The sequence below is a fragment of the Paraburkholderia steynii genome (genome assembly GCF_900100565.1).
Classification (GTDB): Bacteria; Pseudomonadota; Gammaproteobacteria; order Burkholderiales; family Burkholderiaceae; genus Paraburkholderia; species Paraburkholderia terrae.
Genome location: NZ_FNDI01000010.1, coordinates 246,673 through 262,450 on the forward strand (window position 1 = coordinate 246,673; position 15,778 = coordinate 262,450).

14 protein-coding genes are annotated in these 15,778 nt (G+C 62.3%); 4 read left to right on the top strand and 10 right to left on the bottom strand.

Features of this window, described 5'->3' with window-relative positions:
• Positions 1-57: 57 nt before the first annotated feature.
• From BLT65_RS19950 to BLT65_RS19985, 7 genes are all read right to left on the bottom strand, one after another.
• Positions 58-663 (bottom strand): histone H1-like DNA-binding protein, encoded by a 606-nt coding sequence (locus BLT65_RS19950; protein WP_091780126.1) that lies wholly within the window; start codon positions 661-663, stop codon positions 58-60.
• A gap of 30 nt (positions 664-693) precedes the next feature.
• On the bottom strand, positions 694-1,020 hold the full coding sequence (locus tag BLT65_RS19955) for a hypothetical protein (protein ID WP_091780129.1): 327 nt from the start codon (positions 1,018-1,020) through the stop codon (positions 694-696).
• A 79-nt stretch (positions 1,021-1,099) separates the two neighbouring features.
• Positions 1,100-2,323 (bottom strand): ribonucleotide-diphosphate reductase subunit beta, encoded by a 1,224-nt coding sequence (locus tag BLT65_RS19960; protein WP_042307928.1) that lies wholly within the window; start codon positions 2,321-2,323, stop codon positions 1,100-1,102.
• Between the two features lie 580 nt (positions 2,324-2,903).
• Positions 2,904-5,906, bottom strand: a complete 3,003-nt coding sequence (locus BLT65_RS19970) for a ribonucleoside-diphosphate reductase subunit alpha (RefSeq protein WP_091780135.1) — start codon at positions 5,904-5,906, stop codon at positions 2,904-2,906.
• A gap of 498 nt (positions 5,907-6,404) precedes the next feature.
• The gene (ampD, locus tag BLT65_RS19975; protein WP_042307922.1) at positions 6,405-7,025 is read right to left on the bottom strand and encodes a 1,6-anhydro-N-acetylmuramyl-L-alanine amidase AmpD; all 621 of its coding nucleotides are present in this window, start codon (positions 7,023-7,025) and stop codon (positions 6,405-6,407) included.
• Complete coding sequence (locus BLT65_RS19980; RefSeq protein ID WP_091780138.1) at positions 7,022-7,357, bottom strand: PP0621 family protein; 336 nt, start codon at positions 7,355-7,357, stop codon at positions 7,022-7,024. The genes ampD and BLT65_RS19980 overlap by 4 nt, the downstream gene beginning before the upstream one ends.
• Before the next feature lie 5 nt (positions 7,358-7,362).
• Positions 7,363-8,304 (bottom strand): cytochrome C assembly family protein, encoded by a 942-nt coding sequence (locus BLT65_RS19985; RefSeq protein ID WP_091780141.1) that lies wholly within the window; start codon positions 8,302-8,304, stop codon positions 7,363-7,365.
• An 80-nt stretch (positions 8,305-8,384) separates the two neighbouring features.
• On the opposite strand from BLT65_RS19985, the gene ffh reads away from it, so the two are divergent.
• Together ffh and BLT65_RS19995 are read left to right on the top strand one after the other, a co-directional pair.
• The gene (gene ffh / locus BLT65_RS19990; RefSeq protein ID WP_091780145.1) at positions 8,385-9,752 is read left to right on the top strand and encodes a signal recognition particle protein; all 1,368 of its coding nucleotides are present in this window, start codon (positions 8,385-8,387) and stop codon (positions 9,750-9,752) included.
• Between the two features lie 154 nt (positions 9,753-9,906).
• Positions 9,907-10,458, top strand: coding sequence for a hypoxanthine-guanine phosphoribosyltransferase (locus BLT65_RS19995; RefSeq protein ID WP_091780148.1), 552 nt, complete (start codon positions 9,907-9,909; stop codon positions 10,456-10,458).
• 66 nt (positions 10,459-10,524) lie between these two features.
• Here the strand turns inward: BLT65_RS19995 and BLT65_RS20000 are convergent, their stop codons facing one another.
• Positions 10,525-11,130, bottom strand: coding sequence for a MarC family protein (locus tag BLT65_RS20000; RefSeq protein ID WP_042307913.1), 606 nt, complete (start codon positions 11,128-11,130; stop codon positions 10,525-10,527).
• Between the two features lie 12 nt (positions 11,131-11,142).
• Entirely contained in the window at positions 11,143-12,879 is a 1,737-nt protein-coding gene (locus tag BLT65_RS20005) for a proline--tRNA ligase (RefSeq protein ID WP_091780151.1), read from the bottom strand.
• A gap of 289 nt (positions 12,880-13,168) precedes the next feature.
• Here BLT65_RS20005 and BLT65_RS20015 point away from each other — a divergent pair, with 289 nt between their 5' ends.
• Positions 13,169-13,867, top strand: a complete 699-nt coding sequence (locus BLT65_RS20015; protein WP_042307909.1) for an RNA pyrophosphohydrolase — start codon at positions 13,169-13,171, stop codon at positions 13,865-13,867.
• A 75-nt stretch (positions 13,868-13,942) separates the two neighbouring features.
• Positions 13,943-14,527 carry a CNP1-like family protein gene (locus BLT65_RS20020; RefSeq protein ID WP_091780155.1) on the top strand — a complete coding sequence of 195 codons (585 nt, stop codon included), beginning with the start codon at positions 13,943-13,945 and terminating at the stop codon, positions 14,525-14,527.
• A gap of 117 nt (positions 14,528-14,644) precedes the next feature.
• Here the strand turns inward: BLT65_RS20020 and proB are convergent, their stop codons facing one another.
• On the bottom strand, positions 14,645-15,763 hold the full coding sequence (gene proB / locus BLT65_RS20025) for a glutamate 5-kinase (protein WP_091780158.1): 1,119 nt from the start codon (positions 15,761-15,763) through the stop codon (positions 14,645-14,647).
• Positions 15,764-15,778: the final 15 nt, after the last annotated feature.

A 15,778-nucleotide genomic window follows, 5' to 3' on the forward strand; every position in this document is an offset into this window, starting at 1 on the left:
CGCTGATCGAGCAACAACCGCTACTCAATCAACCGACGCACTCACGTGCGTCACTTCTTACGGACGGCTGCCCGTCGGGAACGGCCATGCTGCAGCCGGGTTCAGCGCCGTCTTCACCGTAGCAGCAGGCGCCGTCGAAGCAGCGGGCGCAGCCGGAGCAGGTGCTGCCTTCTTCGCAACAGCCTTCTTCGCAGGCGCAGCCTTCTGCGCAGGCGCAGCGGCCTTCTTCGCGGCAGCCTTCTTCGCAGGGGCAGCCTTTTTGGCGGCAGCCTTTTTCGCAGGCGCCTTCTTAGCAGCGGCCTTCTTCGCTGCAGCCTTCTTCGCCGGCGCTGCCTTCTTCGCAGCAACCTTCTTCACGGCGACTTTCTTCGCTGCAGCCTTCTTCGCCGGTGCTGCCTTCTTCGCAGCAACCTTCTTCACGGCGACTTTCTTCGCTGCAACTTTCTTCGCTGCAACTTTCTTCGTTGCGACCTTCTTCGCAGCTGCCTTCTTCGCCGGTGCTGCCTTCTTCGCAGCAACCTTCTTCACGGCGACTTTCTTCGCAGCGACCTTCTTCACGGCAACCTTCTTCACCGCTGCCTTCTTCGCCGGAGCAGCCTTCTTCGCAACGACCTTCTTCGCTGCAGCCTTCTTGGCTGCCGGTTTCTTCTTGGCGAGTGCCATCATTTTCTCCTTCAGGTTTTCAGATGAGAGTCAGTTCAAACTACACCCTTCGTCAAAACCCGCTTCCCGCGGACGCTTCTCACGGCGGCCACTGCGAAGCGGGCTATTCATCGGCGTACGCAGCTCCAGCGCGCTTACGCTAATGAATACGGTAAGGCGCGCCGTGCCATCGGGCACAGCGCGCCAAGTCCAGTCGGCGCCCAATCTCGACGCCGCGAATCGTTTGATCGAGCCGCTCGCTTTACGGCGAACGGCTTTTTCCGGGGGGAAGTTTGCCCATCCCACTGAAGGGTTCGCAAAGTGCCTGTGATCTTTATAGGCCGTGGTTATCCACGGCGCACCGGGCACGCTCTGCATCAGGCGGTCATGCTCCTCACCAAACTTGCCGCGGCACAGCCAGCGGCAACCCCATCAAATACATATGCGACGCGTTGGGTTATTCCCAGGACAGCGCGCCACCGGTCTGATATTCGATAACCCGCGTCTCGAAGAAGTTGCGTTCCTTCTTCAGGTCGATCATCTCGCTCATCCACGGGAACGGGTTTTCCTCGTTCGGGAACAGCGGATCGAGACCGATCTGCTGGCAACGGCGGTTGCAGATGAAGCGCAGATAGCTCTTGAACATCGACGCATTGAGGCCGAGCACCCCGCGCGGCATCGTGTCTTCTGCGTAGCGATATTCGAGGTCGACCGCATGCTTGAAGATTTCGCGGATCTCCGCGCGGAACTCAGCCGTCCACAGATGCGGGTTTTCGAGTTTGATCTGGTTGATCAGGTCGATGCCGAAGTTGCAGTGCATCGACTCGTCACGCAGGATGTATTGGTACTGTTCCGCCGCGCCCGTCATCTTGTTCTGGCGGCCGAGCGCCAGGATTTGCGTAAAGCCGACGTAGAAGAACAGCCCTTCCATCACGCACGCGAACACGATCAGCGACTTGAGCAGTTTCTGGTCTGCCTCGAGCGTACCCGTCTTGAAGGCCGGGTCGGTCAGCGTGTGGATGAACGGAATCAGGAATTCGTCTTTGTCGCGGATCGACTTGACTTCGTGATACGCGTTGAAGATTTCGCCCTCGTCGAGACCGAGCGACTCGACGATGTACTGGTATGCGTGCGTGTGGATCGCCTCTTCGAACGCCTGGCGCAGCAGGAACTGGCGGCATTCGGGCGCCGTGATGTGGCGGTACGTGCCGAGAACGATGTTGTTCGCAGCGAGCGAGTCGGCCGTCACGAAGAAGCCGAGGTTGCGCTTGACGACGCGGCGCTCGTCTTCAGTCAGACCGTTCGGGTCTTTCCACAGAGCGATGTCGCGCGACATGTTGATTTCTTGCGGCATCCAGTGGTTCGCGCAACCGGAGAGGTACTTCTCCCACGCCCACTTGTATTTGAACGGCACGAGCTGATTGACGTCAGTCTGGCCGTTGATGATGCGTTTGTCGGCGACATTCACGCGCGCTTCGGAAGCGACTGCCGGCGAGTTGATCTCTGCCAGCGGAGCGACTGCGAAGTCGTTCGCGAAGATGTTTTGAGCCGAGGGAGCTTGATGAGCGGAACGCGTTTCGACTTGCGAACCGACGGCCGTTCCCGCAGCGTTGCGCAACACGTTTTGTTGCGAAGCACTCGAGGGAGTTACGGCAGTGATCTCGTCATCCCAGTTGAGCATAAATGTCACCATCAATTTAGATCGGTTTGTACCATCTTTTCACGAGCGTTAAAAGGGCTCGCTCATGAAAAATCCTGTTTTCGAATCGCGTTGCGACCTACATACAACACTTTGTTCATCGGTGTGTGAAGGTCACTCGTTGCGATTCGATCGAAACGTGTGTCGATGAAGCACGATGCACGATCGAAAGCGCGTTGCTTCAGTGATGCGTATGCGTTGCTTCTGCGTTGTTCCGAACTCGAAACGTTGCTGCTTCGCTTGCGTTGCGCGTGTCGTGCGAAGCGTGTCGGGTGCGTGATGTATCGGCATCTCGCCGCTCACTCTACGACTTCATCATGCGAGCGCCGTTCAGGGTTTCCTCGCACGTGTCGATGAGGTGTAGCACGTGATGTTCCTCGCTGCGTCGCTTGCTGCTCTTCCGACTGCAACGAGCGCCACGCTGGCTTCGTGTCGCGATGAGCGGCGCGTTCGGCTGACTCCGCTCATCGCGTGTTGCTGATCTGCTACTTCCTGTCTGCTGCTTTGCTACTACCGCCGGCGGGAGCCGGCGGCTGACTCTCTACTATATGAAGCGCTGCGCTTACTGGCAGGCTTCGCACTCTTCGAAGCCAGGATCGCCCGGACGCATCATGCACACGGGACCATCCGCTTCGGGCGCTGCTTCGACTGCGGGCGCAGCCGATGCCTGGAAGCCGCCCGTCACACCCGACGAACCCACGCCGCCGCCGACACCGAAGCCACCCGCTGCGCCACCCGCACCACCCGCACCACCCGCGCCGCCGTCGCTCGACGGCACTGCGTTCAGCGCGCCGTGTGCGACCGTCGACTTCTCGACGTGCGTTGCCGCCATCGTGCGGAGGTAGTACGTCGTCTTCAGGCCGCGCAGCCATGCGAGCTTGTAGACCTCGTCGAGCTTCTTGCCTGACGCGCCTGCCATATAGATGTTCAGCGACTGCGCCTGGTCGATCCACTTCTGACGGCGCGACGCAGCTTCGACCAGCCACGTTGCATCGACTTCGAACGCCGTCGCGTAGATTGCGCGCAGGTCGCCCGGCACGCGGTCGATGCGCGACAGCGAGCCGTCGAAGTACTTCAGGTCGGCGACCATCACTTCGTCCCACAGGCCGCGCGCCTTCAGGTCACGCACGAGGTAGTCGTTCACCACCGTGAATTCGCCCGACAGGTTCGACTTCACATACAGGTTCTGGAACGTCGGCTCGATACATGCAGACACGCCGATGATGTTCGAGATCGTCGCCGTCGGCGCGATCGCGACGCAGTTCGAGTTGCGCATGCCGTACGTCGAGATGCGCGAGCGCAGCGACGCCCAGTCCATCGATTCGCTCGAATCCACTTCGATGTAGCCGCCGCGCGCTTCCTCGAGCAGCTTCAGCGTGTCCTGCGGGAGGATGCCGCGATCCCACAGCGAGCCGCGGTAGGTCGCGTAACGGCCGCGCTCTTCCGCCAGTTCCGTCGACGCCCAGTATGCGTAGTAGCAAACGGCTTCCATCGAACGGTCGGCGAACTCGACGGCTTCCTGCGATGCGTACGGCGTGCGCAGCACGTGCAGGCAATCCTGGAAGCCCATGATGCCCATACCCACCGGGCGGTGCTTCAGGTTCGAGTTACGCGCCTTCGCGACCGCGTAGTAGTTGATGTCGATCACGTTGTCGAGCATGCGCATCGCGACGCTGATCGTGCGCTTCAGCTTGTCGTGGTCGAGCACAACCGTGCCGTCCGCCTGTTCCTTCAGATGCGCGACGAGGTTCACCGAGCCGAGGTTGCAGACGGCGATTTCGGTGTCGCTCGTGTTCAGCGTGATTTCCGTACACAGGTTCGACGAGTGGACGACGCCGACGTGCTGTTGCGGCGAGCGCACATTGCACGGGTCTTTGAACGTGATCCACGGGTGGCCCGTTTCGAACAGCATGCCGAGCATCTTGCGCCACAGTTGCGCCGCCGGGATCTTCTTGAACAGCTTGATCTCGCCGCGCGCCGCTTTCTCTTCGTAAGCCGTGTAGGCCTTCTCGAAGTCCGCGCCGAACAGGTCGTGCAGGTCCGGGCAGGTGGACGGCGAGAACAGCGTCCAGTCGCCGCCTTCGTGAACGCGCTTCATGAACAGGTCGGGAATCCAGTTCGCCGTGTTCATGTCGTGCGTGCGGCGACGGTCGTCACCCGTGTTCTTGCGCAGCTCGAGGAATTCTTCGATGTCGAGGTGCCACGATTCCAGGTACGCGCACACTGCGCCCTTGCGCTTGCCGCCCTGGTTCACGGCAACGGCCGTGTCGTTGACGACCTTCAGGAACGGGACGACGCCTTGCGACTTGCCGTTGGTGCCCTTGATGTGCGAGCCGAGCGCGCGCACGCGCGTCCAGTCGTTGCCCAGACCGCCGGCGAACTTCGACAGCAGCGCGTTTTCCTTCAGCGCTTCGTAGATGCCGTCGAGGTCGTCGTCGACCGTCGTCAGGTAGCACGACGACAGTTGCGAGCGGCGCGTGCCCGAGTTGAACAGCGTGGGCGTCGACGACATGAAGTCGAACGACGACAGCACGTTGTAGAACTCGATCGCGCGCGCTTCGCGGTCGATCTCGTTCAGCGACAGACCCATCGCGACACGCATAAAGAATGCCTGCGGCATTTCGATACGCACGCCGTCGCTATGCAGGAAGTAGCGGTCATACAGCGTTTGCAGGCCGAGGTAGCCGAATTGCAGGTCGCGGTTCGCGTCGAGCGCGGCGCCCAGACGCTTCAGGTCGAACTGCAGCAGCTTCTCGTCGAGCAGTTCGGCGTTCACACCGCGCTTGATGAAGAGCGGGAAGTATTCGGCATAGCGCTCGCCCATTTCGGCTTGCGTGACTTCTTCTTCGAGGATCTCGCGGCGGATCGTGTGCAGCAGGATGCGAGCCGTGACCTGGCTGTATGCCGGGTCCTTCTCGATCATCGTGCGCGCAGCGAGGATGGCCGAGTCGTAGACCTGGGTCATCGGCACGCCGTCGTACAGGTTCTTGATCGTTTCCGTAACGATCGGCTCGGCGCTCACTGCGTCGCCCAGATTCGCGCAAGCGGATTCGATGATGCCGCGCAGCGCTGCCATATCGAGCGGACGCGTGATGCCGTTGTCGGTCACGTTCAGACCCGAAGCACCTGCTGCGACTTCCGGCTCATGGCTGCGCTCCTGGCTGCGCTTCTCGCGGTACAGCACGTAAGCGCGAGCAACGTTGTGCTCACCCGTGCGCATCAGCGCGAGTTCGACCTGATCCTGAATGTCTTCGATATGGAACGTGCCGCCGTTCGGACGGCTGCGCACCAACGCGCGCACGACGTTCTGCGTGAGTTGCTCGACCAGTTCGCGAACGCGTGCCGACGCCGCGCCCTGACCACCGTTGACGGCCAGAAATGCCTTCGTCACGGCGATGGCGATTTTCGAAGGCTCGAACGACACCACGCTGCCATTGCGACGGATCACCTTGTAGTCGGCGTAGCTCGTCTGCGGCGCGAGCGCTGCGGCGCCCTGTGCGAGCGCTTCGGGGCGGCCAGCGGGTGCGCCTTCGAACCGGGTCGTCACGTTGTCGGTGGTTTGCATGTGCAAAGCTCCTGGTCTTGGAATAGTGCGGAGTTACCGCGGATTAGTACAAACGCTGCGCCACCCCGGACGCATGCGATGAGGGTGAAGAAGAGGAACAGCGGGAACCTTGAAACAGAGAGGCCGGATGCGACAGATCCGTCGGGACGTACTTCAACGTTGTGTGTGTCGCGATCACTTGGCTGCGCCTTTTCTTCGAATTTGCCGACGCACCGGTTGTCGTAACTGGTTGCGCCGCATCAGATTTTTCAGTGCCGGTAATGCTGACGGCGCCATGCTCATGGAGCGGGGCGCCGCCTGACAAACACTACATCTTGTGCAAAAACTGATTAACGGCACGAAGTATAGTGTACTGAACCGTGATCGCAAATTCTTTTATTTGGTCTGACGATCTTGACTTTTGCGATGCCCGCGTCGGAAAAAGCTGTCGGGGAAATGACGTGCGCTCACAGCGCGCTTGCGCTGTCTGTTGGATACCGCGCAGAAAAAGTCACGCGCTTACGGGGTTATCGGCGCGCGCGTCGACGGATGCAGATAGGGGAAGTACTGATCGGCGAGCGCGGTATCGCGCTGCAGACGCGGCCAGTCGAAGTGCGGGCCGGGATCGGTCTTGCGGCCCGGCGCGATGTCGGAATGGCCCGCGAGCGCCTCGATCGCATAGTGCGCGGCAAGTGCCTGCACGAGCGGCGCGAGCGTCTCGTATTGCGCCGCTTCGAACGCCGATGCGTCGCTCCCTTCGAGCTCGATGCCGATCGAAAAGTCGTTGCAGCGCTCGCGCCCGAAGAAGCTGGATGCGCCCGCGTGCCACGCGCGCTCGTCGCACGATACGTACTGCTCCAGCGCGCCGTCGCGATGGATCACGAAATGCGCGGACACCCGCACGTCGCGCAGATGAGCGTCGTAGTACGGATGCGCGTCGCAATCGAGACGGTTGAGGAAGAGGTCGGTGATGCCCGTGCCGCCGAATTCGTTCGGCGGCAGGCTGATGTTGTGAACGACGATCAGCGTAGGACGTGCGCCGTTCGGCCGCACCTCGAAATTCGGCGACGGCAGCTTGCGCGCTTCGTTGATCCAGCCGTTTGCATCGACGGTGAAACGCGCGGTGGCGTGTGCCGTCATCGCGCGTCGCGGCCCGTCGGGCGAGCGGAGTAACGCTGCGCGTGATCGTGCGAGCAGAACGTCTGGCCCGCGACGAGCACGGAATCGCTCTTCGGCGCATGCACGCCGCATTGGGCGCAACGGATCATCGGCTCGGCGAGTTGAGCGGCGGGTTTGCCGTTTGCGCTACCGCTCGCTTGACCATTGGCGCGCGCGCCCGTGCGCGCGTTGGCGCCGGCGTCGCCGCCCGCACCCGTACGCGCCGACGTGCGCGACGCTTCGGCACGACGCAGCGCCTTCACCAGCCACTGGCCAACGATGAACAACAGAATCAGCAGAAAAATTTGTCGCATGACACTCAGACCACAGGACGGTGCAACAGCACCTCGAAGACAAAACGGCTGCCGACATACGCGAGCAGCAACGCGACGAACGACGCGAGCACCCAGCGCAATGCCGCGCGGCCGCGCCAACCCGACACCTTGCGCGCCGTCAGCAGCGCGCCGAACATGACCCACGACAGCAGCGCGAACACGGTCTTGTGATCGAGCTGCAGCGCGCGGTCGAGCAGTTGTTCGTTGAACAGCATGCCCGATACCAGCGTCAGCGTGAGCAGCACGAAACCCGCGCCGATCAGACGGAACAGCAGCGTCTCGAGCGTGAGCAGCGGCGGCAGTGTGTCGAGCCAGCTCGACAGCCAGCCGTCGTTGCTCGCGGCGCTCTGACGCGCAAGCCCGCCGCCGCGCATCGCGTGCAAACGTCGCTCGACGAGCAGCATCAGCACCGCGTGCAGCGCGGCGATCACGAACAGACCATAGGCGACGTTGGCGATCAGGAAGTGCAGCTTGAACAGCGGATCGGCAGCGTACGACAGCACGTGTACGCCGTTGAACACGAGCGGCAGCAGCGACGCGACGCACGCGAGCGGCAGCACGAGCAGACGCAGGCCGTCGAGCGGAAAAAAGAAACTCTCGATCCAGTAGATGCCCGCGCCGAGCCAGAACATCGCGGACAGCGCGAACGCGAAGCCGAACACCATCGCGTCGTGCGGGAAAATCGTGGTGTGCAGCAGCACGCCGTGCGCGAGCAGCGCGACGAGCAGCACGATGCGCGTCGTCATCGACATGCCGGCGGAGGCGGCCGCGAGCCCTCGCCCGCCCGCGGGCAGCGGCGCAGCGGGAGACAGCGGCGACACGCTCTCGAGCAGCGGCGCGGCCGACGCCTGCCGGTGCGCGCGCCAGCCCGCGACGGCGAGACCGCCGTACAGGAGCGCAGTGAGGGCATACAGTACAATATCCATATTCGAAGTTTACACCAGGCCCTCCAAAGTCCGCCGCTGTCGCGCGGTGACGGAGCCGGCCGCACTGCTCATCGCCCCCCATGCTCGACAACCTCACTCAACGGATGGCGCGCGTCGTCAAGACGCTGCGCGGCGAAGCCCGGCTCACCGAGGCGAATACCCAGGAGATGCTGCGCGAAGTGCGCCTCGCACTCCTCGAAGCGGACGTGGCGCTGCCCGTCGTGCGCGACTTCATCGCGAAGGTGAAGGAGAAGGCGCTCGGCGAGGAAGTGATCGCCAGCCTGTCGCCGGGTCAGGCGCTGGTCGGCGTCGTGCAGCGCGAGCTGACGGCCGTGATCGGCGGCGACTACGAAGGCAAGGCCGCCGAACTCGATCTCGCCGTCACGCCGCCCGCCATTATCCTGATGGCCGGCCTGCAGGGTGCCGGTAAAACCACCACGGTCGGCAAGCTCGCGAAGCTGCTGCGCGAGAAGTACAAGAAGAAAGTGCTGACGGTGTCGTGCGACGTGTACCGCCCCGCCGCTATCGCGCAGTTGAAGACGGTGACCGAACAAGTCGGCGCCGACTTCTTCCCGTCGCAGCCGGACCAGAAACCCGTCGATATCGCGCGCGCCGCCGTCGACTGGGCGAAGCGCCATTATCACGACGTTCTGCTCGTCGACACGGCCGGCCGTCTCGGCATCGACGAAGCGATGATGAACGAGATCACCGCGCTGCATAAGGAACTGAATCCGGCCGAAACGCTGTTCGTCGTCGACGCCATGCTCGGTCAGGATGCAGTGAACACCGCGAAGGCGTTCAACGACGCGCTACCGCTCACGGGCGTCGTGCTGACCAAGCTCGACGGCGATTCGCGCGGCGGCGCGGCGCTGTCCGTGCGTCACGTGACGGGCAAGCCGATCAAGTTCGTCGGCGTCGCGGAAAAGCTCGACGGCCTCGAGATTTTCTACCCGGATCGCATGGCGAACCGGATTCTCGGCATGGGCGACATTCTCGCGCTCGTCGAGGAAGCGCAGCGCGGCGTCGATGTGCAGGCCGCGCAGAAGCTCGCCGACAAGGTCAAGAAAGGCGGCGATTTCGATCTGAACGATTTCCGCGCACAGCTTTCGCAGATGAAGAAGATGGGCGGTCTGTCGTCGCTGATGGACAAGCTGCCCGCGCAGTTCCAGCAGGCCGCGTCGAATGCCGACATGGGCCAGGCTGAAAAGCAGATGCGCCGCATGGAAGGCATCATCAACTCGATGACCGCGCAGGAGCGCGCGAAGCCCGATCTGATCAAGGCGACGCGCAAGCGCCGCATCGCCGCAGGTGCGGGCGTGCAGGTGCAGGAAGTCAACCGCTTGCTGAATCAGTACGACCAGATGCGCACCATGATGAAAAAGCTCAAGGGCGGCAATCTGCAGAAGATGATGCGCGGCATGAAGGGCATGTTGCCGGGCATGCGCTGATCCTTGCCGGCCGTTGTGCGCTCGCCGCCAAATGCGAGCGCGCGGCGGCCACCACGGCCCGGCGCGTATGCCGAACCAAGGCGCGGGTATATGCTGTAGCGCGCAGGGTCGTTGTCTTTCACACTATGTATACAGTTACCGCCCGTCAGACGTCATGAATCGCGAAGAAGCTCTCCACATTTTCAGTCACTCCGAAGAAATCGTTTCGGCCAGCGACGTCAACGCCTCCATCAGCCACATGGCCGAGGCGATCCGCGCCGAAATGGCCGAAGACTTTCCGCTCGTGCTGTCGGTGATGGGCGGCGCAGCGGTGTTCACAGGCATGCTGCTGCCGCACCTCGATTTCCCGCTCGAATTCGACTACATCCACCTCACCCGCTATCGCAACGCGATCAAGGGCAGCGCCGAGATGCAATGGCGCGTCGCGCCTTCGGGTTCGGTGAAGGACCGCGTCGTGCTCGTGCTCGACGACATCCTCGATGAAGGCGAGACAATGGCCGCGATCCGCGACCGCATCATGGATATGGGCGCGAAGCGCTTCATGAGCGCGGTGCTGTGCGAGAAAATTCTTCAGAAGGCGAAGCCGCTGCACCCCGATTTCTGCGGTTTCGAAGTGCCGGACCGCTACGTATTCGGCTGCGGGATGGACGCGAAGGGCTACTGGCGCAATCTGCCGACTATCCGCGCGCTGACGGAAGTCGCCTGACGCTTCCTCACGCCGCAGAAAAAAAGCGACCTCTCGGGGTCGCTTTTTTGTTGCTTCGATCAACTGCTATTTTTCGAGCTGATGCACGAAAGTGCGGATGCCACCGAGCATCATCTCCACTGAAATCGCGACGAGCACGAGACCCATCAGCCGCTCGAACGCCATCACCGTGCGCTCGCCGAGCCATTGCTGGATGCGCTCCGCGAGCACCAGCACGATCGCGCAGACGATCATCGTCACCGTCAGCGCCGCCACCCATTCGAACATCTTGTTCGGCGCCTGCGATGTCAGCAGCATCACCGTCGCCAGCGCCGACGGACCCGCGAGCGCCGGAATCGCCAGCGGCACGATCATCGGCTCGGCAGCGCGCGTGTCCGCGCCGAACGGGCCGTCGGGATGCGGAAAGATCATCCGCAGCGCGATCAGGAACAGCACGATCCCGCCGCCGATGCGCAACGACAGATCGGTCAGGCTCATCATCCGCAGAAAGCGGTCGCCGACGAGCATGAAGACCAGCAGGATCACGAACGCGATGGCGACTTCGCGCAGAATCACGCGGATGCGCCGGTGAGGCGCAACACCCCGCAAGCAGTTGATGAAGAGCGGGATGTTGCCGAGTGGATCAGTGATGAGAATCAGCAGGATGGTCGCGGACAGGAAGTTGTACTCCACCGTCCGCTCCCGTCAGCGCGCGAGCGCTGCGTTGATCTTGTCGATCACGGCCTGCGCCGCGCCTTCGACGGGCAGCAGCGTGGCTTCCGCGTCGCGGCGGCCCTGATACTCGATCTTGCCGTCCTTGAGACCACGATCGCCGATCACGAGACGATGCGGCACACCGATCAGTTCCCAGTCCGCGAACATCACGCCCGGACGCTCGCCGCGATCGTCGAGAATCACGTCGATGCCCGCTGCCGTCAGTTCGTCGTGCAGCTTGTCCGCCTGCTCGCGCACGGCGTCGCTGCGGTCGTAACCCATCGGGCACAGCACGACTTCGAACGGCGCGATCGATTCCGGCCAGATGATGCCCTTGTCGTCGAAATTCTGCTCGATCGCAGCGCCGAGAATGCGTGTGACACCGATGCCGTAGCAGCCCATTTGCATCGGCTGCGGCTTGCCGTTTTCGTCGAGGCACGTCGCGTTCATCGCTTCCGAATACTTCGTGCCAAGCTGGAACACGTGGCCGACTTCGATGCCGCGGCAGATGTCGATCACGCCCTTGCCGTCCGGCGACGGATCGCCCTTCTTCACGTTGCGGATGTCCGCGACGACCGGCTCGGGCAGATCACGGCCCCAGTTGACGCCCGTCGTGTGGTAATCGACTTCGTTCGTGCCGACCACGAAGTCGCTCATGTTCGCGACCGTGCGGTCCGCGATCACCTTGATCGGCTTCTTCGTGTTCAGCGGCCCGAGGTAGCCCGGCGGCGTGCCGAACCACGCGACGATTTCTTCCTCCGTCGCGAAGCGGAACTCGGCGAGACCCGGCAGCTTGTTGACCTTGATCTCGTTCAGATCGTGGTCGCCGCGCAGCATCAGCAGCCAGATGGTCGGCTCGGCGCCTTCGTTTTCGGTGGCGAGGATGATCGACTTGATCGTCTTTTCGAGCGGAATGTCCAGATATTCGGCGACGGCTTCGCACTTGGCCTTGCCCGGCGTCGGCGTCTTCTTGAGTTCTTCCTTCGGTGCAGCGCGTTCCGCAATCAGCGGCAACGCTTCAGCCGCTTCGACGTTGGACGCGAAGTCCGACGTCGGGCAGTAAGCGATGTCGTCCTCGCCCGTATCGGCGATCACGTGGAATTCATGCGAGCCGCTGCCGCCGATCGAGCCGTTGTCCGCCGCGACCGCGCGGAAATCGAGGCCGAGGCGCGTGAAAATGCGCACATAAGCGTCGTACATCTTGCGATACGACTCTTTCAGGCCGTCCATGTCCTTATCGAACGAATACGCGTCCTTCATGATGAATTCGCGGCCGCGCATCACGCCGAAACGCGGACGGATTTCGTCGCGGAACTTCGTCTGGATCTGATAGAAGTTCACGGGCAACTGACGGTAGCTCTTGATCTGGTTGCGCGCGATGTCCGTCACGACTTCTTCGTGCGTCGGTCCGATCACGAAGTCAGTCTGCTTGCGGTCCTTGAAGCGCAGCAGTTCGGGACCATATTTTTCCCAGCGGCCCGATTCCTGCCACAGCTCCGCCGGCTGCACAGCCGGCATCAGCAGTTCGATCCCGCCTGCCCGGTTCATTTCCTCGCGCACGATCGCTTCCACCTTGCGGATCGAACGCAGGCCAATTGGCAGATAGTTGTAGATGCCGCCAGCGACGCGCCGGATCATGCCGGCACGCACCATGAGCTTGTGACTGACGATTTCCGCGTCGGCGGGCGCTTCCTTCAGGGTGCCAATAAAGAATCGGGAGGCTTTCATTCAGAATTTTCCAAAAGCGGCGGACCAAAGTGGCCGCCCGAAAGGGTAAGACGATGGGTTCGCGCGCCTGAGCGCCTGGTCATGCCGGCGCACGCTGCGACAGGCCGAAAAGCGATTGTCGCATGCGCGAGCACTTGTCCGACGACGCGCCAAAAGCGCCGGAAAGCGGCTTTCGAGGCGTTGGACGAGGCTTGTTGCGGGCAATCGCGCCAATCTGGTGCGAGGCGGTGCGTCAGACCCGTTATCTGTTTATAATCAAAGCAATTTTAAAGGATTCGAAGGTGGTTGTATGCTGGATCGTGAAGGCTTTCGCCCGAACGTCGGCATCATCCTCTTGAACGCGCACAACGAGGTGTTTTGGGGCAAGCGTCTGCGTGAACATTCCTGGCAGTTTCCGCAAGGGGGCATCAAGTATGGTGAGACCCCCGTGCAGGCGATGTTCAGGGAATTGCACGAAGAAACCGGCCTGCTTCCGGAGCACGTCAAGGTTATCGGTCGCACGCGTGACTGGTTGCGTTATGAGGTGCCTGACAAGTTCATCAAGCGTGAGGTCCGCGGCCATTACCGCGGCCAGAAGCAGATCTGGTTCTTGCTCCGGATGGTTGGACGCGATTGCGACATTTGTTTGCGCGCGTCCGATCACCCTGAGTTCGATGCCTGGCGCTGGAACGAATACTGGGTGCCGCTCGACTGTGTGATCGAGTTCAAGCGGGATGTGTATCAGCTGGCGTTAACGGAATTGTCCCGTTTCCTGCGGCGTCCTGCGCCGCGCACGGAACGGCCCGGTGGACATCATCACGGGCAGCGCTATCCACGGATGGCATCGTCGGTGAATGCGCCGCCTGGGGCGTCGATGGAGTCCGCAGCGTCCGTGACGACCGTCACGACGTCATTTGTAGTCGAGACTACGCTGCGTGCGACAATCGGGTCTGACTGTTCGTCGACGGAAGATCCCGCGGCCGTTCAGGCACCGGGGCTACGCGACTGACGCTAAGCGGCTGTCCAGGCCGCATCTGCCGGTGCGGCGTGTGACACGCTGCGCCGGCGTTTCGAGGAAATCACATTGAAAGTATTTGCTTTCGCCGCGGCGTGTGTCGCCGCGGGCGTTCTGCTGGCTGGCTGTTCGAGCACCAAGAGTTCCACGCCGACTGACGCTTCCAAGTCCGAGGGACCCAAGAGCGACTTTCAGTATCTGTTCGACCGGCCGTCGACGTGGACCGAAAAGAAAGTCGATACGCTCCCGGCCATGCCGCAGCCCGGCGATCTGCTGCCGTTCACCGTCTCGCAGAACACACCGCTGCAGTTCGCGCTCGATGCAAAATCGCTGACGGTCGACAGCGACGGCGTGATTCGCTACACGGTGGTGGTCACGAGCCCGAGCGGCGCGCGCAACGTGAACTACGAAGGGATTCGCTGCGAGGACTACTCGTGGAAGCTGTACGCAGGACTCAACGCCGATCACGACGGTTGGGACCGGACGGTCGAAAACGACTGGTCGCGCATCGAAAACGGCGATCTGAACGCGTATCACGCGGCGCTATATCAGGATTACTTCTGCACGAGCAAGCTGCCCGTCGGCAAGGCGGATGCGATTCTGAACAATATCAGGTACAAGCGCGTGAACAGCACGTTGATTCGCGGAGGCTGACACGACGGTCTATCATCCGCCCGCGGAAGGCTCCGCGGCTCGATGCAGGCGCAACAAAAAGCCGTTCCATCTTGCGATGGAACGGCTTTTTTCTGGGCGTCGCGGACGGGAGCGCTTCTAGATGAGCACCAGATTGTCCCGATGGATGAGTTCGGGCTCCAGCATGTAACCCAACACCGATTCGATCTCGCCGCTCGGACGACGCTGGATCAGCTTCGTCTCCGCGCTGCTGTAGTTCGTCAGCCCACGCGCCACCTCGCGCCCCGACGGGCTCAGACACGCAATCACCTCGCCGCGCGCGAACGCGCCCTGCACGCCAACCACGCCGATCGGCAGCAGACTCTTGCCGCCTTCCGTTAGCTTTTCAACGGCGCCATCGTCGATCACCACATGCCCGCGCACCTGTAGGTGGTCCGCCATCCACTGTTTGCGCGCGGCCATGCGGGCCGTACGCGCGATCAGTTGCGTGCCAATCGCCTCGCCCGATGCGAGCCGCGCGAGCACGTCCGCCTCACGGCCGCTCGCGATCACCGTATTCGCGCCGCTGTGAGCCGCGCGCTTCGCCGCGAGAATTTTCGTCAGCATGCCGCCGCGGCCGAGACTCGACCCTGCACCGCCCGCCATCGCCTCGAGTTCCGGCAAGCCCGCATCGGCCTGCTGGACGAGCGTCGCAGTGGGATCTTTGCGCGGGTCTGCGGTGAAGAGACCTTGCTGGTCGGTCAGGATGATCAGCGCATCGCCTTCGATCAGATTCGCGACCAGCGCACCGAGCGTATCGTTGTCGCCGAACTTGATTTCGTCGGTGACGACGGTGTCGTTTTCGTTGATGATCGGCACCACGCCAAGGCGCAGCAACGTCAGCAGCGTGGAGCGCGCGTTCAGATAGCGTTCGCGATCGGCCAGGTCGGCATGCGTCAGCAGGATTTGCGCGGTGCGAATGGAATGCTCGGCGAAGCGGCTTTCATAGACCTGCGCCAGCCCCATCTGACCGACGGCCGCGGCCGCCTGCAGTTCGTCGATTTCACGCGGACGCTTGGTCCAGCCAAGGCGCTGCATACCCTCGGCGATCGCGCCCGAGCTGACGAGCACGACTTCCTTGCCCTGCTCGCGCAGCGCGGCGATCTGCGCGGCCCAGCGGCCAATCGCCGCGTGATCGAGCCCGCGCCCGTCGTTCGTGACGAGACTCGAACCGACTTTCACCACCAATCGCCTGGAATCTGCGATAACGGAACGCATTGTGCGCGGTCTCCA